At 37.9% G+C, this 25,530-nt stretch carries 16 protein-coding genes; 7 read left to right on the top strand and 9 right to left on the bottom strand.

All coding sequences use genetic code 11. The features are described 5' to 3' along the window. Positions 1 to 129 precede the first annotated feature (129 nt). Entirely contained in the window at positions 130 to 2,112 is a 1,983-nt protein-coding gene (locus EZY12_18995; GenBank protein ID QSX70733.1) for a primary-amine oxidase, read from the top strand. 88 nt (positions 2,113 to 2,200) lie between these two features. Here EZY12_18995 and EZY12_18990 read toward each other — a convergent pair whose 3' ends face one another. From EZY12_18990 to EZY12_18980, 3 genes are all read right to left on the bottom strand, one after another. Next, a complete protein-coding gene (locus tag EZY12_18990; protein ID QSX66837.1) occupies positions 2,201 to 2,338 on the bottom strand; it encodes a hypothetical protein in 138 nt (45 codons plus the stop codon). Between the two features lie 137 nt (positions 2,339 to 2,475). After that, positions 2,476 to 3,735: a transposase gene (locus EZY12_18985; GenBank protein ID QSX66836.1), complete on the bottom strand. Its 1,260-nt coding sequence runs from the start codon at positions 3,733 to 3,735 to the stop codon at positions 2,476 to 2,478. 148 nt (positions 3,736 to 3,883) lie between these two features. After that, positions 3,884 to 4,804 carry a histone deacetylase gene (locus tag EZY12_18980; protein ID QSX66835.1) on the bottom strand — a complete coding sequence of 307 codons (921 nt, stop codon included), beginning with the start codon at positions 4,802 to 4,804 and terminating at the stop codon, positions 3,884 to 3,886. 157 nt (positions 4,805 to 4,961) lie between these two features. Between EZY12_18980 and EZY12_18975 the strand changes: the two genes are divergently transcribed. Together EZY12_18975 and EZY12_18970 are read left to right on the top strand one after the other, a co-directional pair. Then, complete coding sequence (locus EZY12_18975) at positions 4,962 to 7,223, top strand: heavy metal translocating P-type ATPase (GenBank protein ID QSX66834.1); 2,262 nt, start codon at positions 4,962 to 4,964, stop codon at positions 7,221 to 7,223. Between the two features lie 1,079 nt (positions 7,224 to 8,302). Beyond that, positions 8,303 to 9,406: an aromatic ring-hydroxylating dioxygenase subunit alpha gene (locus EZY12_18970; protein QSX66833.1), complete on the top strand. Its 1,104-nt coding sequence runs from the start codon at positions 8,303 to 8,305 to the stop codon at positions 9,404 to 9,406. A gap of 134 nt (positions 9,407 to 9,540) precedes the next feature. Here the strand turns inward: EZY12_18970 and EZY12_18965 are convergent, their stop codons facing one another. Together EZY12_18965 and EZY12_18960 are read right to left on the bottom strand one after the other, a co-directional pair. After that, positions 9,541 to 10,443: a CoA-binding protein gene (locus EZY12_18965; GenBank protein QSX66832.1), complete on the bottom strand. Its 903-nt coding sequence runs from the start codon at positions 10,441 to 10,443 to the stop codon at positions 9,541 to 9,543. A 112-nt stretch (positions 10,444 to 10,555) separates the two neighbouring features. Beyond that, a complete protein-coding gene (locus tag EZY12_18960; protein ID QSX66831.1) occupies positions 10,556 to 11,794 on the bottom strand; it encodes an acetate--CoA ligase family protein in 1,239 nt (412 codons plus the stop codon). A gap of 356 nt (positions 11,795 to 12,150) precedes the next feature. On the opposite strand from EZY12_18960, the gene EZY12_18955 reads away from it, so the two are divergent. After that, on the top strand, positions 12,151 to 14,073 hold the full coding sequence (locus tag EZY12_18955; protein ID QSX66830.1) for a hypothetical protein: 1,923 nt from the start codon (positions 12,151 to 12,153) through the stop codon (positions 14,071 to 14,073). A 363-nt stretch (positions 14,074 to 14,436) separates the two neighbouring features. Here the strand turns inward: EZY12_18955 and EZY12_18950 are convergent, their stop codons facing one another. Continuing rightward, positions 14,437 to 15,687, bottom strand: a complete 1,251-nt coding sequence (locus EZY12_18950; protein ID QSX66829.1) for an OFA family MFS transporter — start codon at positions 15,685 to 15,687, stop codon at positions 14,437 to 14,439. Positions 15,688 to 16,856: 1,169 nt separating this feature from the next. Continuing rightward, entirely contained in the window at positions 16,857 to 17,723 is an 867-nt protein-coding gene (locus EZY12_18945) for a shikimate dehydrogenase (GenBank protein ID QSX66828.1), read from the bottom strand. Between EZY12_18945 and EZY12_18940 the strand changes: the two genes are divergently transcribed. Beyond that, a complete protein-coding gene (locus EZY12_18940) occupies positions 17,689 to 17,898 on the top strand; it encodes a hypothetical protein (GenBank protein ID QSX66827.1) in 210 nt (69 codons plus the stop codon). The two genes, EZY12_18945 and EZY12_18940, sit on opposite strands and share 35 nt — an antisense overlap. A 334-nt stretch (positions 17,899 to 18,232) precedes the next feature. Here EZY12_18940 and EZY12_18935 read toward each other — a convergent pair whose 3' ends face one another. Then, positions 18,233 to 21,442, bottom strand: coding sequence for a DUF4347 domain-containing protein (locus tag EZY12_18935; GenBank protein ID QSX66826.1), 3,210 nt, complete (start codon positions 21,440 to 21,442; stop codon positions 18,233 to 18,235). 733 nt (positions 21,443 to 22,175) lie between these two features. Here EZY12_18935 and EZY12_18930 point away from each other — a divergent pair. Beyond that, positions 22,176 to 23,078, top strand: a complete 903-nt coding sequence (locus EZY12_18930; GenBank protein QSX66825.1) for an alpha/beta fold hydrolase — start codon at positions 22,176 to 22,178, stop codon at positions 23,076 to 23,078. A gap of 200 nt (positions 23,079 to 23,278) precedes the next feature. After that, entirely contained in the window at positions 23,279 to 23,725 is a 447-nt protein-coding gene (locus EZY12_18925) for a pyridoxamine 5'-phosphate oxidase family protein (protein QSX66824.1), read from the top strand. 268 nt (positions 23,726 to 23,993) lie between these two features. Here EZY12_18925 and ilvA read toward each other — a convergent pair whose 3' ends face one another. After that, positions 23,994 to 25,505 carry a threonine ammonia-lyase, biosynthetic gene (gene ilvA, locus EZY12_18920; GenBank protein ID QSX66823.1) on the bottom strand — a complete coding sequence of 504 codons (1,512 nt, stop codon included), beginning with the start codon at positions 25,503 to 25,505 and terminating at the stop codon, positions 23,994 to 23,996. Between the last annotated feature and the right edge of the window lie 25 nt (positions 25,506 to 25,530).

Raw genomic sequence — 25,530 nt, 5'->3', positions numbered from 1 at the left:
CGCGGATAAACGCAGATAATAATGCGTCAATTAAATTAGTTTATTTATTAATATAACTCTCTTAATCTTACGGTTTCTCATCTTTAGTTGAGGAATCAATAAATGTACTTTTCTGAAAAAATGTGCAAGATGATTAAGAGGCTAAATCTTTTTTACCAGCTAACTATTACTTTTATTATTTTCATCAACATCTTTCTGGTATTTCCTAATATCGTATTGGCTCAGGAAACAGTAATTTCTCATCCTCTTAACCCTTTAACAGAGGCAGAGATTAATACAGCAGTTACCATAGTTAAAGAGCAAAAAAATCTCAGTGAAACCGCAATTTTCCCCATAATTACTTTACAAGAACCTGATAAAAAAGAAGTTTTAAATTTTACAGATGGTAAATCATTTCTCCGCCAGGTTTTTTTGCAAGTTTATGAAATCGAACTTAACAAAACCTTTACAGGAACAGTTAATTTAAATACTAAAAATATCACTTCTTGGCAAGAAATACCTCACGGACAACCAGCTATTTCATCAGCAGATTATGCAATAGCGAGGGACGTAGTAAAATCAGATTTGCGTTGGCAAATAGCCATGCAGAAACGCGGAATTAAAGATTTTGAAAATGTAGAAGTTAATTGTTGGGGAGCAGGAATATTAACTGATAAAGAAGCCAAATCTGGTAATCGAATTTGTCGAGCATTATCTTATTACCAAGGTAAACATTGGAATTTTTATGCGCGTCCCATAGAAGGTGTTTTAGTTACAGTTAATTTAAATAAAGGTGAAGTTGATAGTTTTATTGATAATGGGATAGTTCCTATTTCTCAAGAGAATTGGGATTATGATATTCATGCTTTCAATAGCCTAATTACACCACCAAAACCATTAAATATCAATCAACCAAAAGGAACAAGTTTCAAAATTCAAGGTAATGAAATTACTTGGCAAGGTTGGAAATTTCGTTATTTAATGCACCCCCGCGAGGGCTTAGTTTTATATCTTGTTAAATATCACGATGGTGAAAAAGATAGATCAATTTTATATCGTGGTAGTCTCTCAGAAATGGCAGTTCCTTATGGTGATCCTCAGCCAAATTGGTCATTTCGTAATGCTTTTGATGTGGGAGAATATAACCTGGGCTTGTTAGCAAACAAACTAGAATTAGGTAAAGAAATTCCTGAAAATGGAGTTTTATTAAATACAGTGCTTGCTAATAGTGAAGGAGAACCTTTTACCATACCAGGATTAGTTGGTATCTACGAAAGAGATAATGGTGTTCTCTGGAAACATTTTAATTACAGAAATCAAAAAAATTATATCCGTCGTAATCGTGAATTAGTCATGAAAATGATTACAACAGTTGACAACTATGATTACAGTATCAATTGGATATTTCGCCAAGATGGTACTTTAGAAGTAGAAAATGAATTGACAGGTATTGATTTAGTTCAAGGAACAGCAAAGACAAAACAAACTGAAAATAAATCTTTTGGCAGACTATTAGCTAAAAATATCTTTGGAGTTAATCACCAGCATTTCTTTAACTATCGCCTAGATTTAGATATAGATGGACAAGCTAATTCTGTGATGGAAATGAATGTAGAAGCGTTGCCAATAGGTGATAAAAACCCGTTAGGAAATGCCATAACTGTAGAAGATACACTACTAAAAACTGAAAAATCTGCCGTCCGTGATTTGGATATTAAACATAGTCGAGAATGGATGATTTCTAGTGCAGATAAACTAAATAATTTAGGTGTTCCTCCTGGATATATGTTAATGCCGGCAGGAAATACAATTTTATATGCAGTAGAAGGTGCAAATATTAGAAAAAAAGCAGGTTTTGCAACTCATCATTTTTGGGTGACAAAATATAAATCTGGTGAAATGTATGCAAGTGGGGATTATCCCAATCAAACACAATTGGGGGTAGGTTTACCAAAATATATTGCTGATAATGAATCTTTAAGTGGTGAAGATCTGGTTGTGTGGTACACAATGGGAATAACTCATGTTCCCCGTCCAGAAGATTGGCCAGTCATGCCAACTCACCGCGTTGGGTTTAAGTTAATGCCCAGGGGATTTTTTAATAGGAATCCGGCGATTAATTTAGGTGAGTAGATACGTCTATGGTAGGGGCAGGTTGTAGAGAAGATTTCGATTGTACTGGACAACTTTTTTAGCCCTGTCCCTACCTTGAGGTGTAGTTTTAGCTCTCTCCTGTTTTTTGAATGGTTTCAATCACTGCTAAACCTATACTAGAAGCGGCGATTAGCATGATTGGTGCTGCTAGAAAGGCAATGGTAAGCATCCGAAGAGCTTGGTCAAAAAATATATAGGTGGTCATTTGTTCACCTTCTGAACTTTATACAGCTACTGGTACTATCTAATTTTTTTCACAGCCGGGTGGCTGAATTCCTTGTAATCGTATCTTAACAAAACTTTAGATATTTCACGACATGATGACAAAGTTTTATTAGTGAACTACCCATACTGACCTGACGGTACAGTGTGGGCTTCCTGCCCAGCAGAAAGCGCAGTAGTAGATTTCTTTCGTCCTCTATTACTCCGACTTACATCTGGACGACAGGCTTCTTGATGAAGTTGTTCATGGGGGAAACCCCCAAGACCACACTTCATCGCTTTATCCCCCGTTCCAGAGGTCATAATTCGTAGTCCCTCATCTCTGAGGTTTATTGCTGCATTAATATCTCTATCATGTCTAGCCTGGCACTTTTCACAAGTCCAAAATCTGATATCTAGCGGTAAACTCCCCACTTGATTAAGGCAGACATGACAAGTCTTTGATGAAGGAAAGAATCTATCAACTTCTTGATAAATCTTCCCTTCGTTTTCTGCTTTGTATTTCAGCATGGTACAAAACATTCCCCAGCCAACCTGTTGAATAGACTTGGCTAGACAGTGATTTTGCATCATGCCTTTAACATGAAGATTTTCTACCACAATAACTTGGTTTTCGTTAACTATCCTACGAGATAGTTTATGGAGAAAATCTTCTCTGCAATTAGTTATTTTTCTATGAACTCTAGCAACTTTCTTTCTAGCTTTATTTCGGTTACTAGAGCCTTTTTGTTTTCTAGATAATTGCTGCTGTTTTATTTTTAAGTTTTTATCGTGTTTATTCAGTATCCGAGGATTATCAAACTTAGAACCATCGCTGGTAATTGCAAAATGAGTCAGCCCTAGATCAATACCTATTGCTTTGCCCTCTGCAATTGATTCTGGTTTTTGTTTACCATCTTCAAACAAAATAGCAGCAAAATATTGTTCACTACAATTTTTGGTGATGGTTACAGTTTTAATTTTCCCTTCAATCTCTCGGTGAATGATTGCCGATACTTTTCCTATTTTTGGTAGGATTAATTGACTATCGGCAATCTTGACGTTTTGAGGATACTGAATAGACTGCTTACCATGTTTTGATTTAAACTTGGGGTATTTAGCTCTCTTTTCAAAGAAGTTATTAAATGCAACTCCCAGATTCAAGCAGACCTGTTGTAAGCATTGAGAATAAGTTAATGATAACCACTCATGTTCTTTCTTTAATTGGGGAATGATCTTTTTAATTTCGTACCCAGACAAGCCTTTCCCCGTCTCTTGATATGTTTGGTTCATCAAATTCAAAAAATAATTCCATAGCCAACGACAACTACCAAAAGCTTGCGCTAATGACTGCTGTTGCTGGGCATCTGGATATAATCTGACTTTGACGACTCTTAACATATTAGAGTGAAAGTTTTTTACTATAAAGCAGCATAGCACAAGAAAAATGAATTGCCTCCATGTTTTTCTCCCTTGCTATCGCATTGGTCGAAAAACTGTCGTTAATTCACGCGCCATTCATCCCACGCTGCCCTTAGAGCTAAAAATACTAATCTATGCAAGATTGAATAGTAGCAATTACTGATTCTGCTAGACTTGGTAAATCATAACCACCTTCTAAACCAAACATGATTTTTTTGGTTATACCTAAACAATATTTTGTAAATAAACCAAAGTCCTCTGGTTGCAAATTCATACCTGCTAAAGGATCATCAGCATTAGCATCATAACCAGCACTAATAATTAGTAAATCTGGCTGAAAATTGGTTAAAAATGGCAAGATTTTTGTTTCCCACAATGGTTGATAAACAGTAATATCACTACAAGGAGGAACAGGTAAATTTAACACATTATTATGTAACCCTTGTTGAGAAGCTTTCCCTGTACCCGGATAAGCTGGATACTGGTGAAGAGAAACATAAGCAATTTCTGAGTGAGTTTCTACTATCGCTTCTGTACCATTTCCGTGATGTACGTCCCAGTCTAGGATAGCAACGCGCTCAATACCAGGTTGTTCTAAAGCATATAAAGCTGCAATTGCAGCATTAGAAAATAAACAAAATCCCATTCCTGTATCACTTACCGCATGATGTCCAGGTGGACGCGCTAATACAAAAGCTTGATTAGTTGTATTAAGAACTATGTCAACTCCATCTAACCAAGCACTAACTGCTAATAAAGCTATATCATAACTACGGGGAGAAATGGGAGTATCTCCGTCTAAATAACCACCACCTGAGCAGGATATCTCTTTAACTTTGTTAATATATGATTTAGTGTGAGCCTTTTCTATCCAAGACATTAAAGACGGTTTTCCGGTGACGGGTGTAGGTAGTTTCCAGGTGATTTGTTCGGCAAAACTGGCAGCTTTTAAAGCGTTGACTATGGCTGTTAATCGGGCTGGTTTTTCTGGATGATAGCTTCCCGTTTCGTGATCTAAAAATTCGTCAGAATAAATAACTTGTAACATATATTTCTATCTCCACAATCTGAAATGTCTGTTAAGTGAAAGTCAATAAAATTACTAAAATGATATATTACACCAATAGGTAGAGTTTGGGAGTTTAGATCCCCGACTTCTTTGAGAAGTCGGGGATCTGGATAATTAGTTAATTACAAGGGGTGATATGAATAATCTTAGTCTTAAACTTAAAGGGATGAGTTGCGCTTCCTGCGCTAATAATGTAGAACAAGCTATTTTATCTGTTTCTGGAGTTATTGATTGTCATGTTAATTTTGGTGCAGAACAGGTAACTATTAATTATGAACCTAAACAAACAAGTTTAACAGAAATCCAAGCTGCAATTGTAGATGCTGGTTATTCATCTTTTACGTTAGCAGCAGCAGGGGAAGATGCAGCAGAAATAGCAAATACATTAGCCCAAGAACGAGAACTCATTCTCAAGTTAAGAGTTGGGGGTGTAATTAGTATTATTCTGTTTTTTGGTTCTTTACCGATGATGACGGGATTACATTTACCTTTTGTTCCTGAATTTCTCCATTATCCTTGGTGGCAATTAGTATTAACAACACCTGTGGAATTTTGGTGTGGTGGATCTTTTTTTCGCAATGCTTGGAAATCCTTAAAACGTCGCACTGCAACGATGGATACTTTGATTGCCTTGGGAACAGGTACGGCTTATTTCTATTCTTTGTTTGTGACGCTTTTTCCGGGTTTATTTATTTCCCAAGACTTAGAAATTCATGTTTATTATGAAGTTGCAGCGATAGTTGTAACTTTAATTTTGTTAGGGCGATTTTTTGAACATCGTGCTAAAGGACAAACTTCAGAAGCTATTCACAAATTAATGGGAATGCAAGCCAAAACAGCTAGGGTAATCCGAGATGGTTTAGAAATGGATATTCCTATTCAGGAAGTGAAAGTTAATGATTTAATTTTAGTCCGTCCTGGTGAAAAGATTCCTGTTGATGGTGAAGTAATTAATGGTAATTCTACAGTAGATGAGGCAATGGTGACAGGTGAAAGTGTAGCTGTTAAAAAACAACCAGGAGATGAGGTAATTGGGGCAACAATTAACAAAACTGGGAGTTTTAAGTTTAAAGCAACGCGAGTAGGTAAGGATACATTTTTGGCGCAAATTGTCAAATTAGTCCAAGAAGCCCAAGGTTCAAAAGCACCAATTCAAAGATTAGCAGATCAGGTAACTGCTTGGTTTGTGCCTGCGGTAATTATGATAGCGATCGCTACTTTTATCATTTGGTTTAGTATTACAGGTAATTTCACATTAGCAATGATCACAATGGTAGGGGTTTTAATTATTGCTTGTCCCTGTGCTTTGGGTTTAGCTACTCCTACTTCTGTCATGGTGGGAACTGGTAAAGGGGCAGAAAATGGCATTTTAATTAAAAGTGCTGAAAGTTTAGAATTAGCACACAAAATCAATACTATTGTTCTCGATAAAACTGGAACTTTAACTCAAGGTAAACCCACAGTTACAAACTTTATCACTATTAAAGGTACAGCAAATGGGAATGAACTTCAGTTATTAAAATTAGCTGCTAGTGTAGAACAAAACTCTGAACATCCTTTAGCGGAAGCAGTGGTAAAATATACGATGAATCAATCTGTGAGTTTAGCTGATGTCAAGAATTTTTCAGCAATTGTTGGTAGTGGTGTTCAAGGCGTTGTCTATGAACAATTTGTACAAGTTGGTACACAACGCTGGCTGACAGAATTAGGAATTGATACAGATGTTTTAGAACCACATCAAACAATGTGGGAAAATGAAGGGAAAACAGTAATTTGGTTAGCAGTAAATGGTAATCTGGAGGCAATTATGGCTATTGCTGATGCCCTCAAACCTTCATCACTAACAGCAGTTAAAGCTTTGCAGAAATTAGGGTTAGAAGTGGTAATGTTAACGGGAGATAATCAAAAAACTGCACAAACTATTGCTGATCAAGTTGGGATTACTCAAGTTTTTGCCCAAGTGCGTCCAGACCAAAAAGCCGCTATGATTAAATCATTGCAACAAAGAAAAATAGGGAATAAATATACAATTGTGGCCATGGTAGGAGATGGAATTAATGATGCACCAGCATTAGCACAGGCAGATGTGGGAATTGCCATTGGCACAGGAACAGATGTGGCGATCGCAGCTAGTGATATTACATTAATTTCTGGAGATTTACAAGCCATAGTTACAGCTATTCAACTCAGCCGCGCTACCATTAATAATATCCGTCAAAATCTATTTTTTGCCTTTATTTATAATATTATTGGTATACCCATCGCTGCGGGTATTCTCTATCCTTTCTTTGGTTGGTTACTTAATCCAATTATTGCCGGTGCAGCAATGGCTTTTTCTTCTGTTTCTGTAGTCAGTAATGCTTTAAGATTGCGTAACTTTCAACCAGGTAATAGGTAATAGGTAATAGGTAATAGGTAATAGGTAATAGGTAATAGGTAATAGGTAATAGGTAATAGGTAATAGGTAATAGGTAATAGGTAATAGGTAATAGGTAATAGGTAATAGGTAATAGGTAATAGGTAATAGGTAATAGGTAATAGGTAATAGGTAATAAGTAATAAGTAATAAGTAATAAGTATTTTTACCAGATTAAGTAATCATCTAAATCACACAAATCAAGAAAATCACAGTTCAGACAAAATCATCTAAATCACACAAATCAAGAAAATCACAGTTCAGACAAAATCATCTAAATCACACAAATCAAAAAAATCACAGTTCAGACAAAATCATCTAAATCACACAAATCAAAAAAATCACAGTTCAGACAGAATCATCTAAATCACACAAATCAAGAAAATCACAGTTCAGACAGAATCATCTAAATCACACAAATCAAAAAAATCACAGTTCAGACAGAATCATCTAAATCACACAAATCAAGAAAATCACAGTTCAGACAGAATCATCTAAATCACACAAATCAAGAAAATCACAGTTCAGACAGAATCATCTAAATCACACAAATCAAGAAAATCACAGTTCAGACAAAATCATCTAAATCACACAAATCAAAAAAATCACAGTTCAGACAAAATCATCTAAATCACACAAATCAAAAAAATCACAGTTCAGACAAAATCATCTAAATCAAACAAATCAAAAAAATCACAGTTCAGACAGAATCATCTAAATCAAAAAAATCAAAAAAATCACAGTTCAGACAGAATCATCTAAATCAAAAAAATCAAAAAAATCACAGTTCAGATAGAATCATCTAAATCAAACAAATCAAGAAAATCACAGTTCAGACAAAATCATCTAAATCAAACAAATCAAGAAAATCACAGTTCAGACAAAATCATCGAAATCAAACAAATCAAGAAAATCACAGTTCAGACAAAATCATCTAAATCAAACAAATCAAGAAAATCACAGTTCAGACTTCACTCCCGACGGTACTAAAAATAACTGTTTTTATAAGTTGTTCATGATAGGAATAGATGAACCGCTTCACTGCAAGTGAAATCCTAAAAATGAACACCAATATAGATAATCTCAACTCAGTTCGTAAACCTAAAATTTTCAATCAATCAGCCAGTTTTGTGGAAGGTTGGTACTGGGTATTACTTTCTCAATCTTTGCAAGTGGGTGATGTCAAAACTGTGACAATTTTTGGTAGAGATTTAGTAGTATATCGCGGTAAAGATAGACATGCCGTTATCCTAGATGCTTACTGTCCTCACATGGGTATGAGTTTAGCTGAAGGTAAAATTGAGGGTAATGAATTACGCTGTGTTTTACATCGGTGGAAATTTGATGCAGAAGGTATTTGTGTTGATGTTCCTAATTTAGATGAACCCGTAGCCCTCAAAGCTAAAACTTGGCCAGCAGCAGAACAATATGGAATGATTTGGGTTTGGACTGGAGAAACTCCTCAACAACCATTACCTTTTGTTTTAGATTGGGAAAATCAAGATTTTGATTTTTCTCTGGGTTCGCAATTTAGTATGGATTGTCATCCCAATGTATTACTTCTTCAGAGTATTGATACTCAACAAATTAATATAGTTAATAAATTACCATTAAAAATGGTTTTGGAGAAACAAGAACTAAATCAAAATGCAATTATTTTTAGCACTATTACAAATATTAATGGTAAATCATTTTGGTTAATTCTCTACCGTTGGTTTTTTAATAATTCTCTTAATTACAGTATTTGTTATTGGTATGGAACAACAAGTATAATTTCCTTTACTAATGATTCTACCCATTTACATATAATATTTACAACTCGGATATTACCAGGAGGAAAAACTCAAGGACAAACCCTCTTAATGTCCAAAAAACGTAAAGGTATTTTCGGGAAATTGATTAATAAATTGATGTTATTAGTAGGGAAAACAATTAGCGATCGCTTACTCAAAACCAATGATAGGTTTTTACAAACCATGCAGTTTGATTTAAAAAATCCCATCAAAGCAGATTTATCAATTATCCAATTTATTAATCATTTAGAACAACAAAAACCCCTGACATGGGAAACTTGGCTATTAGTGCGATCGCGGGAACGGGAAGAAGAAGTGCGTGAAGAGAGAGAAAAACGCGAAAAATGGCGAGATGAGTTAGTTAATGACTGAACAATCTCGGTTTTGACAATAAAAATGAAGTGGACTAGCCACTTCATCAATTCCCAGGTAGAACCTGGTTATGAGTATAACGACTTAGAAATTTTAAAATAGTATAAATACATACTTATTTTCGTATTTCACTATTATTTAGTCTTTACACTTTGGGGAATCAGGATATTTTTCAGCAATTTAGGAATTTGAGATAGACTATCAGCGACAGGGATTTTTGCAGAGTTAAAAGCAGCTAATTTACTTTCTGCTGTGCCAAAGTTTGCAGAACGTCCAATTACACTTGCTAAAGTCCCTGTTTGTTGCCAATTTTTGGCTGGTGGTGCGTGTATACCAGCAATATAGGCAATTACAGGCTTGTCAATTGCTTCAGTAATATATTCTGCTGCTGCTTCTTCGCTACCCCCACCAGGTTGGCCGATTAAAACAATCGCTTCTGTGGTGTCATCTTCATCAAGAATTTGTAACCATTGGAGGAAAGAAGAACCAACAATAGCATCACTACCAATACTGACACTAATTGACTGTCCCAAACCAGCTTTTGTTAATTCCCAAGCTACTTCATAAGTGAGGGTACTACTTCGGCTGACAATTCCCACAGAACCGGGTATATAAAATTCATTGGGTTGAGTACCCAGGAGAATTTTACCAGGAACAATAATTCCCGGACTATTAGGTCCAATAATCAAAGTTTCACAAGCTTCTGTCTTGCGAAGTAGTTGCACCATATCCAATGGTGGTACACCGGCGGTAGTAATGATAATTTGGGGGATATTAGAGGCGATCGCTTCTAATGCTGCATCCAAAACTTGATAAGGTTGAACACATATAATGGCTGTGTCAATTTGTCCAAATTCGGCAACAACCTCCTCTACTAAATCAAACACTGGTAGATTATATATTTGTTGTCCACCATAGCCAGGATTTACACCTGCTACTAAATTTGTACCATAAGCTTGCATTTGAGCAATATGAGTTGCTGATATAAATTCACAAAATCCCTGGATTAAAACTTTACTTTCTGGCGTTAAGTTCATAGTTGTCAGTTGTTAGTTGTCAGTTGTTAGTTGTCAGTTGTCAGTTGTTAGTGGTAATTATTCATAATTTTTTCCTTTTATTTCTTACCAATTACCTATTACCAATTACCTATTACCTATTAGCTTTTTTAACTACAGATAATTTAGCTAAACGAACGGCTTCTTTGACTGCTTCATCTAAATTTTCTACAACTATGAGCGATTGATTAGAAGTTTTGAGTGTGGCTAAATATTCCCTAACAGAATTAAATTCAGAACCTGCTAAACGAAGAACTAAATGAGGTAAATCCAGCTGATACTGACTTTTATTACCATTGGATGCTTGCACCCCAGATGTGATTTTGCTTCTGTCTGACTGGAGAAATTTGGTAATAATTTCTGGGAGTTTTTCAACCTGAGGAATAGTCCCCAGAAAATTGACCAAAATAACTTGACTACTCTGATCATCAGCCAAATTTGTTAAACTACTAATTAGGCGATCGCAAAAATTTGTGGGTACAGTATCACCCATAAATAAATGGCGCAAATTAACGCATTTACCAGGTTTACCATGAGCATTAACAATTGCATCCAATGTTGTTAACACAGAACCTTTCCCATTACCTAATATCCCAATTTTACCAGGCATTTCTAAGGTATCCCCGCTGCCCAATAAGCTGTGCTTTTTTTGATTACTATGAAAACGGCTAATCATTTTTGCAGCCATATCGGTTATTTCAGGATGACGGTTAATAGCCCGTTCATTCACCCTGACCTTACCATTGAGAGCCATCACTTGGCCAGCAGCGTTCACACCTAGAGGATGAATCTCCACCAAGTCCAAATCTTTTTGGACAAATAACTGGTATAACTTCTCGACAATATCGCTCACAGATTGCATTAAAGCCCCCTGTAAACCCATCTTTAAAGCCAGTCGTCTGGCATAAAATGGCGAAAATTCCTCTTCTACAACTACGTGCTGAATTTTAGCCCCGGCTGTCTCCCATTCGATATTTGCTTCTGTGCAACCCAATAAAACGGGACGGCAGAGCGCAGTATCTAAAACTACAGCTAGATAAAATTCCTCCTGGGCATCATACTTTGATTCTGCCAGTAAAACTTCTGGCAATTGTCCCCAAATTGGTAAATTAAATATATTCTGTGCAGCAGCAATCGCATCAATCGTAGTTTCTACAATTCTGACTCCACCAGCTTTTTCCCTTTCCCCAGCTTGTACCTGAGATTTCAGCACAATCGGGTAACGAATTTTTAACCGTTTCAAATCCGTGGGATGGTCTATTCTTTGGGATGGTAAGACAGGAATGCCAATTTTACCAAACCATTCTTTAACTTGGTACTCCAATAAATCCATTGAGACACACCTTGTATTGACAAGTCCAACTCGCTTTCTCTGATGCTATCTGATATTTTGCCCAATACCGAAAATTATAGAATTTGGTTTCACAGAACTGAAAAATTTATTTGGCAATTGGATTGTCTAATTTATAATCTAACTGTATAAAAAAATAGAAGTCTAAATTATCACCATTGACTGTGTTGTTCGTGACAAATTTAACCTTCTGCTAGAAACTGATTCTATTGGATGTAAAAATAGAGTTTGAATTTTACTGCCAATTTTCTCAATTCCTGGTTTCCAGTGTCCAGTTCCTTTGTTCCTTTGTTCCTTTGATAATCAAAACTATATAAAAAGAGTGGCGGTAACGCTTTATGAAAGCAACAGTTCAACAAGAAGATCTACAAGTTTTAGGCAATATCTTACAGGAAAGATTAGTGGCTCAAGTGCTTGATAGTCAGGATTTCCAGGTGAAATGCGCTGTCAAAAATGATGAATTGATGATTTTAACTCAACACCCTAATGAGGTGACAGTTGACACACGGCAAGTTTTTGAGGTCTTAGAACAAGCACTACAATGGCAATTTAACTACCAAACCCAACGGGTACAATTTTTCTTGAGAGTTTCTGGAGAAAAGCGTCCCTATGCTCAACATTTCCTAGATTTTCAAATTCCCACAGTAGATACACAAAAGGAAACTGAGGATGATTTTCCAATTCCCATAGTAGAAACAGAAAAGAAAACTGAGGATGATTTTCCAATTCCCACAGTGGACAAAGACAGAGAAACGGTAGAGATAGGGAAAGAAAGAGATACTCTTTTTATGTCTTTTGATCATCAAGAACCATCATCTCCACTGACAGAAACGGAAGGAGAAACCATTATGGATTCATTTCTCTCCAGTTCTGAAGAATCTTTCTCAGATTATGCACTACCAGACTTAAATTTATCTCTGGATGAATCTGAGGAAATTGAGGATATTGAAGAAAAGTTTGATCCTTTTGCCAATATCCCAGATAAACCCAAAAAAGGACCATTCTCCCTATCATTTCCACCGTTACCGATAATTATTGGTACGGCTGTAGTTATCGCCCTGGTTTCCGGTGGTGGTGCTTTTGTTCTCCATCGTGGTTGTGTAATCTCTGAATGTAAAGAATTGCAAACAGCACAGCAATTTAAAAATGATTATCAGCAGCAGATTAAGCGGACTAAATCAGAAAAAGACTTATTAGCCGTGCAACAAAAACTAGATGGGGTAGTTGCAGAGTTGCAAAATATTCCTCAATGGTCTCCCCGTTATCAAGACTCTCAGCTATTAGTTACGAGTTTTTCGGAACAGTCCACAAAAATTAACCAGGTGCTAAAAGCCTTACAAATGGCATCCTTGGCACAGAAAAAAACTCAAGCTCCCCCTAAGAGCTTGGATGAGTTACGCAGTAGACAAAACCTCTGGAGACAGGCAATCACCCCATTAGAGGTAATTAAGCCTAGTAATGAACTCTATGGACTGGTAAAAATTAATTTACCAACCTATCAAAATACCTTAAAAAGTGTTAATGATCAGTTGCTGAAAGAAGAAACATGGTTACAAAAAATTGCTACTGCCAAAACTGCCGGAGAAACAGCTACTAAACTGCAAATTAATGCTAAATCTGCGCCTGAATGGCAAAGGGTAGAATCTAATTTCCAAACAGCAATTAATACCCTAAAAATTATCCCTATAAATAGTTTAGGATTTGAGGATGCACGCAAGCTGTTAGCAGAATATCAACCACAGATGATTGTAGCAAGCAATCGCGCCAAAAAGGAACAATTAGCAGCCGCATCCTATCAACAAGCTATTAAAGCCGCTAGTCAAGCTAAAATCTATGGTAATCAAAATCAATGGACAGGTGCAGTCAAGGCTTGGGAACAGGCTGTACAAAGTTCTAAACAAGTAAGTCAAGATACTTTCTATTTCAATCAAGCTAAACCCCTGATTGAAACCTATACAGTATCTCTTAAACAGGCTCAAGAACAATTCCAAATCTATGGTGATTTAACCCAAACTCGCGCTGAACTCAATACCACTTGTACCAGTAGAATTAAGATTTGTACTTTTACTATCGAGAATCAGGAAATTAAAGTAAATTTAACTCCTGAATATGACCGATTATTTCAAGCTAATAATCCAAAAATACAAAGTCATTTCCAAAGCTTGAAAGATGCTCTCAAGGTCATTAGTCAAAATGCTAAACTTCCTGTATTTATCTATAATGCCCAAGGACAGGAAAGATATATGCGGCAACCACAGTAGGAAATTGGTAAGGTCTTAGATCCCCGACTTCTAAGAGGATGTTTTAAAAGTTTTCAAGGTATAAATTAACCCCTCTTGTAAACCTCTCCCCTATAAGGAGAGAGGCTTTAAAATCCCCCTTCCCTTGTAGGGAAGGGGGGCAGGGGGGTTAGGTTTTTGGAGATTATTGGTTTTATTTACAGCACTTCCCGATGTTATGAGGTACAAGAACCCCACCCCCAACCCCCTCCCCGCAAGCGATGAGGGGGCTAAGATGTACCTCATAAGAGCGGAAACCGCTGTAATACTTCTCAAACACCCTTTAAGAAAATTAACGTCAACAAATGATAGATATAAAAAACAAGTCGGGGATATTTTCTAATATTAAAATTCAACTAAATCAGCATTAGCAGAAGTCCGTTTTAACATGAATACAGCGATAACAATACCAACAATGGCTAATCCCGCAGTAGGATAAAAGAAATTGGTATAACTGCCGAAAATATCCCTAATTTTACCAGCTAATAACGTTCCCCCTAAAGCTCCCATACCGTAAGCTGTGAAGACAACACCGTAATTTTTCGCGTAGTCTTGGGGTGGAAACATGATTAAAGTAGAAGTAGGAGCGATCGCTAACCAACCTCCTAAAGCTAAGTAAAATAGAGAAAAAGCGACTAGATAAGTTAGTACGCTGCCCTCTCCTGCACTAAGCATCATAATTGAGCCAATTAAAATCAAAACAAAGGAAACTATTGCCCCTAGCTTGGGTGAAAATTTGTCTGTGAACCAGCCAAAAAACAAGCGTCCTACACCGTTAAATACAGCGAATAGAGAAACTGTACTCGCGGCTGTGGCTGCATCTAATTTAATGATTTCTTGTGCCAGAGGACTAGAAATACCAATAGCAGCTAGTCCTGCAAAAGAACCAATGGTATAACACAACCACAATCCGTAAAAGCTGGAACTTTGGATAATTGATGTTGAAGTTGTCGAGTTAATATTTGCTTGTGTAGAAGCAGGAGGAGTCCAACCTTCTGGTTGCCAACCTGGGGGGGGAGTTTTTAAGAGTGTGGAAATGGCGGTAATTATTACCGCAAAAGCGATTCCTAAAATTACAAAAGTTTGCTTAATTCCAAAACTATCTATCAGAGACTTGGCTAAAGGTGCTGTAATTAAAGGTGATAAACCAAAACCAATCACAGTAGCACCCACAGCTAAACCTTTTTTATCGGGGAACCATTTTGCTACAACAGCTAATGGTACACCATAGGCAATACCGACACCAATGCCAGCAATAATCCCATAGGTCATAGTTAAGGTGGGGATATTGTTACCTAAACTAGAGAGAATATAACCGACAGCGGTAATTAAACCTCCTACACCTGTTATTAAACGAGTATCAAAACGGTTAATATAAAAGCCTGTAATGGGCATTAAAATAGCAAAAACAACTAATAGCACTGTAAATGGTAATAGGCTATCGGTTGCACCGACGCTGAGGAGTTTTTGCAAAGGTTTCCTAAAAATACTCCAAGAATAAACTGTACCCAAACACAGTAAAACAGTTATACTTAGAGGGATAAGTAGCCATCGGCCTTTTTCTGCCGGCATTCCAAAAAGTTGTATTTTTTCCATCTGTTTATATTTAGATAAAATGATGTTTTGCAGTATCCCACTTTTTGGTTAAGTTGCCACAATTAATATAATATTTAGGTGTAGAGATGTTCCTAAGTATTTTTTCTTAGTCCACGGAGGTGGACTTTGTTTGTGTAGCCGCGATTATAAATCGCCAGGGCTTGTTTTTTTAAAGGGGGTTAGGGGGGATATTTAAGATTAAATCGGCGGTTAGAAACCGCAACTACACAGGCAAAACCCACCTCCGTGGGTTAAGAATAAGTATTTTTTCTTAGTCCACGAAGGTGGACTTTGTTTGTGTAGCCGCGATTTATAATCGCCAGGGCTTATTTTTTTAAAGGGGGTTAGGGGGGATATTTAAGATTAAATCGGCGGTTAGAAACCGCAACTACACAGGCAAAACCCACCTCCGTGGGTTGAAAATAAGTATTTTTTCTTAGTCCACCTCCGTGGACTTTGTTTGTGTAGCCGCGATTTATAATCGCCAGGGCTTATTTTTTTAAAGGGGGTTAGGGGGGATATTTAAGATTAAATCGGCGGTTAGAAACCGCAACTACACAGGCAAAACCCACCTCCGTGGGTTAAGAATAAGTATTTTTTCTTAGTCCACGGAGGTGGACTTTGTTTGTGTAGCCGCGATTTATAATCGCCAGGGCTTATTTTTTTAAAGAGGGTTAGGGGGGATATTTAAGATTAAATCGGCGGTTAGAAACCGCAACTACACAGGCAAAACCCACCTCCGTGGGTTAAGAATAAGTATTTTTCTTAGTCCACGAAGGTGGACTTTGTTTGTGTAGCCGCGATTTATAATCGCCAGGGCTTGTTTTTTTAAAGGGGGTTAGGGGGGATATTTAAGATTAAATCGGCGGTTAGAAACCGCAACTACACAGGCAAAACCCACCTCCGTGGGTTGAAAATAAGTATTTTTTCTTAGTCCACGAAGGTGGACTTTGTTTGTGTAGCCGCGATTTATAATCGCCAGGGCTTATTTTTTTAAAGGGGGTTAGGGGGGATATTTAAGATTAAATCGGCGGTTAGAAACCGCAACTACACAGGCAAAACCCACCTCCGTGGGTTAAGAATAAGTATTTTTTCTTAGTCCACGAAGGTGGACTTTGTTTGTGTAGCCGCGATTTATAATCGCCAGGGCTTGTTTTTCCAACATCCTCTTATATCCCCAGATGATTTTGTAATGCTTGACGCATTTCGGTGACGGGAACTGTTTCTTGTTGTAACCAGATTTTTAAGGCTGCTGCACCTTGTTGTACTAGCATTTCTAAACCATCAATAATTATTGCTCCTTGTTTTTCGGCTAGGTGCAAAAATTTGGTAGGTTTAGGAATATAAATTAAATCATAAACAATTGCATCACCTGGTAAATAACTAATTTCTTGTCTATTTAACGGTGATTCTTCAACATGGGGATACATTCCTATTGGAGTTGTATTTACCAACAAGTTAGCTTGGGGAATTAAATTTGGTAATTCTGGCCATTCATGTACCTGAAATTTATCTGCATAGAGTGAATTTTGCCAACTTTGACTAAATGCTTGTAATTTCTGTAAATTCCGCCCAACAACATGAATTTCTGCTAAACCGAGTTGAATACAACCCGCTACAACTGCCCTCGCTGCACCACCATTTCCTAAAATTACCGCTTTCTTCTGACTCCAATCTTGATGATATGTTGTTTGCAAAGGGGCAATAAATCCTTCTACATCTGTGTTTGTCCCTATCCATTTATTACCTTGACGAGTGACAGTATTAACTGCACCGATAGCTTGAGCAATAGGGGAAATTTCTGATAATAAAGGCAATATCGCTTGTTTGTGGGGAATGGTGATACTAAATCCTACTACACCCATACTAGCAAATCCGGCGATCGCCCTCTCTAAATTTTCTGGGGCAATCGGAAAAGGCAAATATACATAATCTAATCCTAGTTTAGCCAATGCGGCATTGTGCATTAATGGTGAAAGGGAATGTTCCACAGGATGTCCAATGACTCCTAAAAGTTTCGTTTTTCCAGTAATCATTTTTATTAGTTGTTACAATAGCATCCGGCAAGCGCGATCGCCTTTATCTTTGAAAAGCCAACAAGGGGAAGTGTTCCTGGGTCATAACTGGACAACTCGTTCTGAGTATTCTGGAGCGATCGCTTGTCGGATTGATGCCCAAGTGAGAATAATTGGGATTTTGTCTTTTTATTAATTGAATAATTGCAAGATAATTCTTCCTTATCAACTTTATGATAACAGTTTTAAAATAGTTTGTCAATACCTAAAATCTCTTTTTTTCGGTTGGCGTTTTTGCGTTTTTATGCGAAACATCATGGAGTGATGATGTGAATCAGGAAGACAGAGAATTGATTCCCTGTCTTCTAGCTAAATTCAGTTTTAGAGAACACCAAAAAATAAATTACCCAATTTTGTGGCATGGGCATCCTGCCCGTCCTTGATGATTAGGGGACCAGATACTTGATGATTAGGGGACCAGATGCCCGCACTACAAGAAATTTTTGGGTATTTTTTTAATTGGAAGTCCCTTAATTGAACAAGAAATTACCACCAAAGAGGTTTAAATTCGCATTGGTGCTAGTAAATCCAGATGTCCCTGATAAAGTCACTAATAACTGACCAGTACCAAAACCAGTATTACCACCAATACCATCACCAACTCGCACTAATGTAGAAGTACCTGATGTAATTACATCAAAACTGGCAATACCTGTAAAATTCAGTTTATCACCACCGACACCGCGCACAAATTGATAAACTGTATCTGTAGCATCACCAAGAACGTAATTAACGTTATCTACAACATTATCGTTTAAACCCAAATACAGGCTATCATTACCGAAGCCACCAATTAAAGTATCTGAACCTGCATTACCTGTGAGGGTATCATTTCCTAAACCACCTGTGAGAACGTTATCGGCTGTATTACCTGTAATGCTGTTATTGAGGGTGTTACCTGTACCGTTAATCGCAGTTGTTCCTTGTAAAGTCAGGTTTTCTACGTCGGTGGTGAGGGTGTAAGTTACACTGCTGAAAACAATATCAGTTCCTTCATTCAGATTTTCTGTAATGGTATCTGCTGTATTATCCACATAATAGGAATCATTACCAGCGCCACCAATCATAGTATCAGCACCCGCACCACCAGTGAGGGTATCATTTCCTAAACCACCTGTGAGAATGTTAGCTGCTGTATTACCTGTAATGCTGTTATTGAGGTCATTACCTGTACCGTTAATCGCAGTTGTTCCTTGTAAAGTCAGGTTTTCTACGTTGGTGGTGAGGGTGTAAGTTACAGTGCTGAAAACGATATCAGTTCCTTCATTCAGATTTTCTGTAATGCTATCTGCTGTATTGTCCACATAATAGGAATCGTTACCAGCGCCACCAATCATAGTATCAGCACCAGCACCACCATTAAGAACGTTATTACCAGTGTTACCTGTAATGATATTATTCAGATTATTACCTGTACCATTAATAGCGGTTGTTCCGGTTAAAGTCAGGTTTTCTAAGTGGTTTTTTAATGTCCAGGTGATAGAAGATTCAACGGTATCAATACCTTGATTTAAAAATTCAATAATGACATCTCCTACATTATCTACCACATAACTGTCATTACCACTACCACCACCTAATAAATCTGCACCTGTTCCCCCGTTCAGAGTGTCATTACCATCTCCACCACCTAAATCATCGTTTCCTGTACCTGCTTTAATCCAATCATTACCAGTAGTACCGTTAAAGCTGATAGTACCTGTAAAGCCACTTAAATCAAAGCGTTCAAATCCGAATACTGTTGTCCCTGGAATATCTAATTGATTGGTGGTGTTACTGGTATCTATGGAGATAATATCATTAACTGTCCCTCCGCTGATAATTAAGGTATCTGTGCCATTACCACCTTTGATGGTGTCGTTTTGTTGTAAATTGGCCCATGTGCTGGTAATGGTGTCCTCTCCATAGTCAGCATCTATGATATCTTGTTGGGCTGTGGTGGTGAAGTTGTCGTTATCGTTAAGGTCCGTTACTCCAATGGTTAATTGTTTCTCGAAGGATAACCCACCCTGGTCTGTGGTTTTGACTCTAATGCCATAACTGTTTTTGGCTTCAAAGTCAAATACAAAGTTGGTTTTAAGTTGATTATTGGTAATAGTGAATAAACTATTATCCGTTGCACCGTCCCCGGTGACTAAACTATAGGTAAAGGTGTCTCCTGTATCTGGGTCTGTGGTGGTGAGATTACCAACTACTGTACCAATAATTTGGTTTTCCGCAATTGTGCTGGTGGAGAGTGTGAGGTTGGTGGGTGCTTTGTTAGTAAACTCACTCACGTCTATGATTTGTAGTCCTGAATAATCATCAGCTACATAAGCGTAGTTACCGACTACTTGAACACTTGTAGCAAAGCCAGATGTATTATAATTGCCCTTGAGTGTGGGGGTAGTGGGGTTGCTAATATCAATGATTTGTAGTCCTTCCCAAGCACCAGCAACATAAGCATAGTTACCGACTACTTGCACACTTCTAGCAAAGCTAGATGTATCATAATTGCCCTTGAGTGTGGGGGTAGTGGGATTGCTAATATCAATGATTTGTAGTCCTGAATAATAATCAGCTACATAAGCGTAGTTACCGACTACTTGCACACCATGAGCAAAGCCAGATGTATCATAATTGCCCTTGATGGTTGGGGTAGTGGGGTTGCTAATGTCTATGATTTGTAGTCCTGACTCACCATCAGCAACATAAGCATAGTTACCGACTACTTGCACACCTACAGCAGCACCAGAAGTATTATAATTGCCCTTGAGGGTGGGGGTAGTGGGGTTGCTAATATCAATGATTTGTAGTCCTGAAAAATAATCAGCTACATAAGCATAGTTACCGACTACTTGCACACCATAAGCATAGCTAGGTATATTATAATTGCCCTTGAGGGTGGGGGTAGTGGGGTTGCTAATATCAATGATTTGTAGTCCTGAAGTATCATAAGCTACATAAGCATAGTTACCGACTACTTGCACTTCCCAAGCCAAGCCAGATGTAACATAATTGCCCTTGAGGGTGGGGGTAGTGGGGTTGCTAATATCAATGATTTGTAGTCCTGAATCTCTATCAGCTATATAAGCATAGTTACCGACAACTTGCACACTTATAGCATAGCCAGATGTATCATAATTGCCCACTAATGTGGGTGCAAATACTCCCTGGTAGCTGGTGAGGGTGTGTGCAACAATATCTGACAAATGTAGAGATGTTCCATGGAATGTCTCTGTAACGGGAATGTTCACCTCTAACTGCCAATTTCCCCCTAATGCTGCATTGCCGGTTTTTGTGGTGGAGGCGCTAATGGTGGCGTTGGTAATTTGATGTAATTTGTGAATAAATTCTTCCCCAGCGTCCCCAGCAGCGACGTTACAACCATATAGTAAAATATTCTGACGTTGCCATTGTTGTAACTGTTGGGTGTAATTGTGAATATTGGTTAAGTTTAATTGACTATTTCCTAAATACAAGCATCCCGGCGCACCGTGGGAAAGGATGTGAATAGTGGTTATGTGGGGATGTTGTTGTAAAATTTGGCTAATTTGCTCAATCCCGTCTTGATTTGGGGAAAGAATCACCGTTTCTACACCCTCTACAACTCCTGCTTGGAGGGTGTGATAGTCGGAAACAGAAGAATCAATAACAACAATAGTTGTCGCGGTTTGACTGAGGGAAGAGTTGCTAAACATATTTTTTTCCTTTGTACTTGGTAACTAAGCTTTTATACCCGCCCGGAACTGAAGTTCCGGTCTAATAGCTAAAGTGCGTTAAAACGCACTGTGATGACATCGAAATCAAAAATTATCCTATTTCTTAAACAAATACCGCCAAAAAAGTCGGTTTTAACCGACTTGAGCTTTTAGACAGGGAATTTATTCCCTGGCTCAAGTCTCTGATGACATCAAAATCAGAAATTATCCTATTTCTCGAATAAATACCGCCAACATAGTCGGTTTTAACCGACTTGAGCTATTAGACAGGGAATTTATTCCCTGGCTTGAAGCTTGAAGGTATTTGACACTGTTGAGCAGTGCTAAACCTCTACAAATTCTAATCCAAACAGGGTTAATATGTGTATAATAATAAAAGATTTTCTTTCTAAACAAAACCGTAATTTTTACCTAATAAATGTTTTTTTGTGACTTATACTTAGAGTCACGTAAGTGACACAAGCTAAAATGAAAAGTTAAATAATTGTATCCCCTCAATATATCGGGGAAAGATGTTTCCGGTGTAAACTACGGTAACACCAATAATTTTTCGGACAATCCCTCCAAAAATACACAGAATTAACACACTACTATGACACTGTGTGTACCTCGTTGCACTTATTTTCCTCTGTTACCCCTACTTATTGAGCCGATACAGTTGTTCGATAATTTAATTTACAATATTAGAAGTAACTTAATATTTCTTTGTAATATGCAAACAAGTATCGCTCCCTCTACAAAACCTATTCCTGGTCAATACTGGCAATGGCGCGGACATAACGTATACTATGTACAAGCAGGAGAATCACAAACCCAGCGTCCACCTTTGTTATTAGTACATGGTTTTGGTGCTTCCACAGACCATTGGCGCAAGAATATCACAGAATTGGGTGCAGATTTCCAAGTATTTGCCATTGACTTGTTAGGATTTGGGCGTTCAGCAAAACCTAAATTACAGTATAGCGGTGACTTGTGGCGTGACCAACTCCATGATTTTATCAGCGAAGTTATTGGTCAAAAAACAATTTTAGCAGGTAATTCCTTGGGTGGTTATGCTTGTTTATGCGTCGCTTCCCAACGTCCTGATAGTGCGGCTGGTGTGGTATTGCTTAATAGTGCCGGTCCCTTTTCTCAACCAGAAAATCAAATTCAACCTCCTGCAAATCCTCTGCAAAAACTTTTGGGTAAGCCTATTAAATGGGCATTTAAACAACGTTTAGCTCAATCTTTATTATTTCAATATACGCGCCAAAAGTGGGTAATTCGTCGCACCTTAGAAAAGGTTTATCTTGATAAAAGTGCAATTACTGATCAATTAGTAGAAGAAATTCAGCAACCAGCTTTTGATAAAGGTGCTTTAGATGTATTTGTTTCTGTTTTTAGCAGTCCTCAAGGAGAGAAAGTTGATATTTTACTCAAACAATTAACTTGTCCTTTACTGTTATTATGGGGAGAAGCAGATCCTTGGATGAAAGCCAGAGAACGTTCTCAAAAGTTTCATGAATATTATCCTCAATTAACAGAATATTTTCTCACAGCAGGTCATTGTCCCCATGATGAAATTCCCGAACAAATAAATTCACATTTACGGGATTGGGTAATTAGTTTGAATTGAACAATAATAAGATCCCCGACTTCTTCAAGAAGTCGGGGATCTGAGTTATCGTGTTGACATCTACTCAAAAGTATATTTTTTTAGTTATAAATTGGTAATAGTAATTTTTAATAATTCTCTCTTTAGACTCAGGTATATAAATTGAAAAACATTAACACTAAAAATATAACTGATCTCTATAAAATTGAAATTCTAGATAAATGACACAATCATTAGACACAAAACCACAAATTCAGGCATTGCGTCAACTGCTTGCAGGTCTTGAATGTGGGATGTTAACCACAATTGATGATGATGGTAGTTTACACAGTCGTCCTATGTCAATAGGTCATGAAATTGACGATAATGGGACACTTTGGTTTTTTACCTCAGCTAACTCCCATAAGATAGTAGAAATCCAACATCATCAACAGGTAAATGTGAGTTTTTCTGCACCTAATCAGCAGCGATATGTTTCTATATTAGGTACAGCACAATTAACAAGAGATCGTTATCAACTTCAAGAAAAATGGCGACCAGAATTAGGAATTTGGTTTCCCCAAGGAATAGATGAACCAGATATTGCTTTGCTAAAAGTGAAAGTTAATAAAGTAGATTATTGGGAGAGTTCATCTAGTTTTATTCCGCAAACAATCAGTTTTTTCTAATACCCAAAATACCCAGATCACCGACTTCTTTAAGAAGATGTTTTAAAAGTTTTCAAGGTATAAATTAACCCCTCTCCAAACCTCTCCCCGAAGCGGGGAGAGGCTTTGAAACCCCCCTTCCCAGCCTTCGGCACGCTGCGCTAACGTAGGGAAGGGGGGCAGGGGGGTTAGGTTTTTGGAGATTATCGGTTTCATCTAATACTTTATGGCTAACGCCACGCTTCGCTATCAAACAACCTCTAAGAAGTCGGGGATCTATAATCCTAAATCATCCTAAAAACAACTTATATGCAAGATTATCGCTTTCATTCCAATAGTGATAACCGAGAGTATCTAAAAATGATTGCCATTCTGACATTTCATGGGGGGGAACTTGCATTCCTACCACAATCCGTCCATAGTCTGCGCCATTATTGCGATAATGAAATAAACTAATATTCCAATCAGGAGACATGGAAGTTACAAATTTCATTAAAGCCCCTGGACGTTCGGGAAATTCAAAGCGGTAAAGGAGTTCATTTTCTGCTAGAGAAGAATGTCCTCCTACCATGTGACGCAAATGTAGTTTTGTTAATTCATCATCTGTTAAGTCTATGGTTTTTAATCCATTAGCTGCAAAGTTTTCGACTATTTTCGCAGCGTCGGCACGATTTTCTATTTGCATACCTACGAAAATATGCGCTTCTTGATTATCAGCAATCCGATAATTAAATTCTGTCAAGTTGCGATTACCAATACATTCGCAAAACTTTCTTAAACTACCTCTTTCTTCGGGAATGTTAACTGCAAATATGGCTTCTCGACGTTCTCCAAATTCTGCCCGTTCTGCCACAAAACGCAAGCGATCAAAATTCATATTAGCGCCACAAGCAACAGCGATGAGGGTTTGATCTTGAATTTGTTCTCTTTCTGCGTAAACTTTTGCCGCTGCGATCGCTAATGCCCCCGCAGGTTCTAAAATAGAACGAGTATCCTCAAACACGTCTTTAATCGCCGCGCAGGTAGCATCTGTATCCACTAAAATAATTTCATCTACATATTGTTGACATAGCCGGAAGGTTTCTTCTCCTACTTCCCGCACTGCTACACCGTCAGCAAATAAACCCACCTGAGACAACCGCACGCGCTCACCAGCTTGCAATGATTGATACATGGCGTTAGCGTCTACAGGTTCAACACCAATAATTTTAATATCAGGACGCAACCGTTTGACATAAGCTGCAATTCCGGAAATTAAGCCACCTCCACCAATGGCCACAAAGATAGCGTGAATAGGTTGCTGATATTGGCGCAGGATTTCCATGCCAATTGTTCCCTGGCCAGCAATCACATCAGGATCATCAAAGGGATGTATAAAGGTCAACCCTTTTTCTGCTTCCAATTCCCGCGCGTGGGCGTAGGCATCGTCATAATTATTACCATATAAAACTACTTCTCCGCCCCTAGCTTTGACGGCATTTATTTTTACCTCTGGCGTAATCACTGGCATCACGATGATTGCGGTTGTTCCCAAGCGACTGGCAGCTAAGGCAACACCTTGGGCATGATTGCCCGCAGAAGCCGCTATGACACCCTGTTTGAGTAGGTCTGGGGAGAGATTGACCATTTTGTTATATGCCCCCCGCAGTTTGAAGGAGAAGACTGACTGCATATCTTCCCGTTTCAGGAGAAGTTTGTTATTGATGCGTTTGGACAGGTTTGGGGCATATTCCAGTGGTGTTTCTTGGGCTACATCATAGACGCGGGCGGTGAGGATTTGTACTAAGTAATCGCAATACATATCAAGGGGTGCAATTGGGGTAGGA

Origin of the sequence: Dolichospermum sp. DET69 (genome assembly GCA_017355425.1) — a bacterium.
GTDB lineage: Bacteria > Cyanobacteriota > Cyanobacteriia > Cyanobacteriales > Nostocaceae > Dolichospermum.
This window is presented reverse-complemented; position numbering and strand designations above follow the sequence as displayed.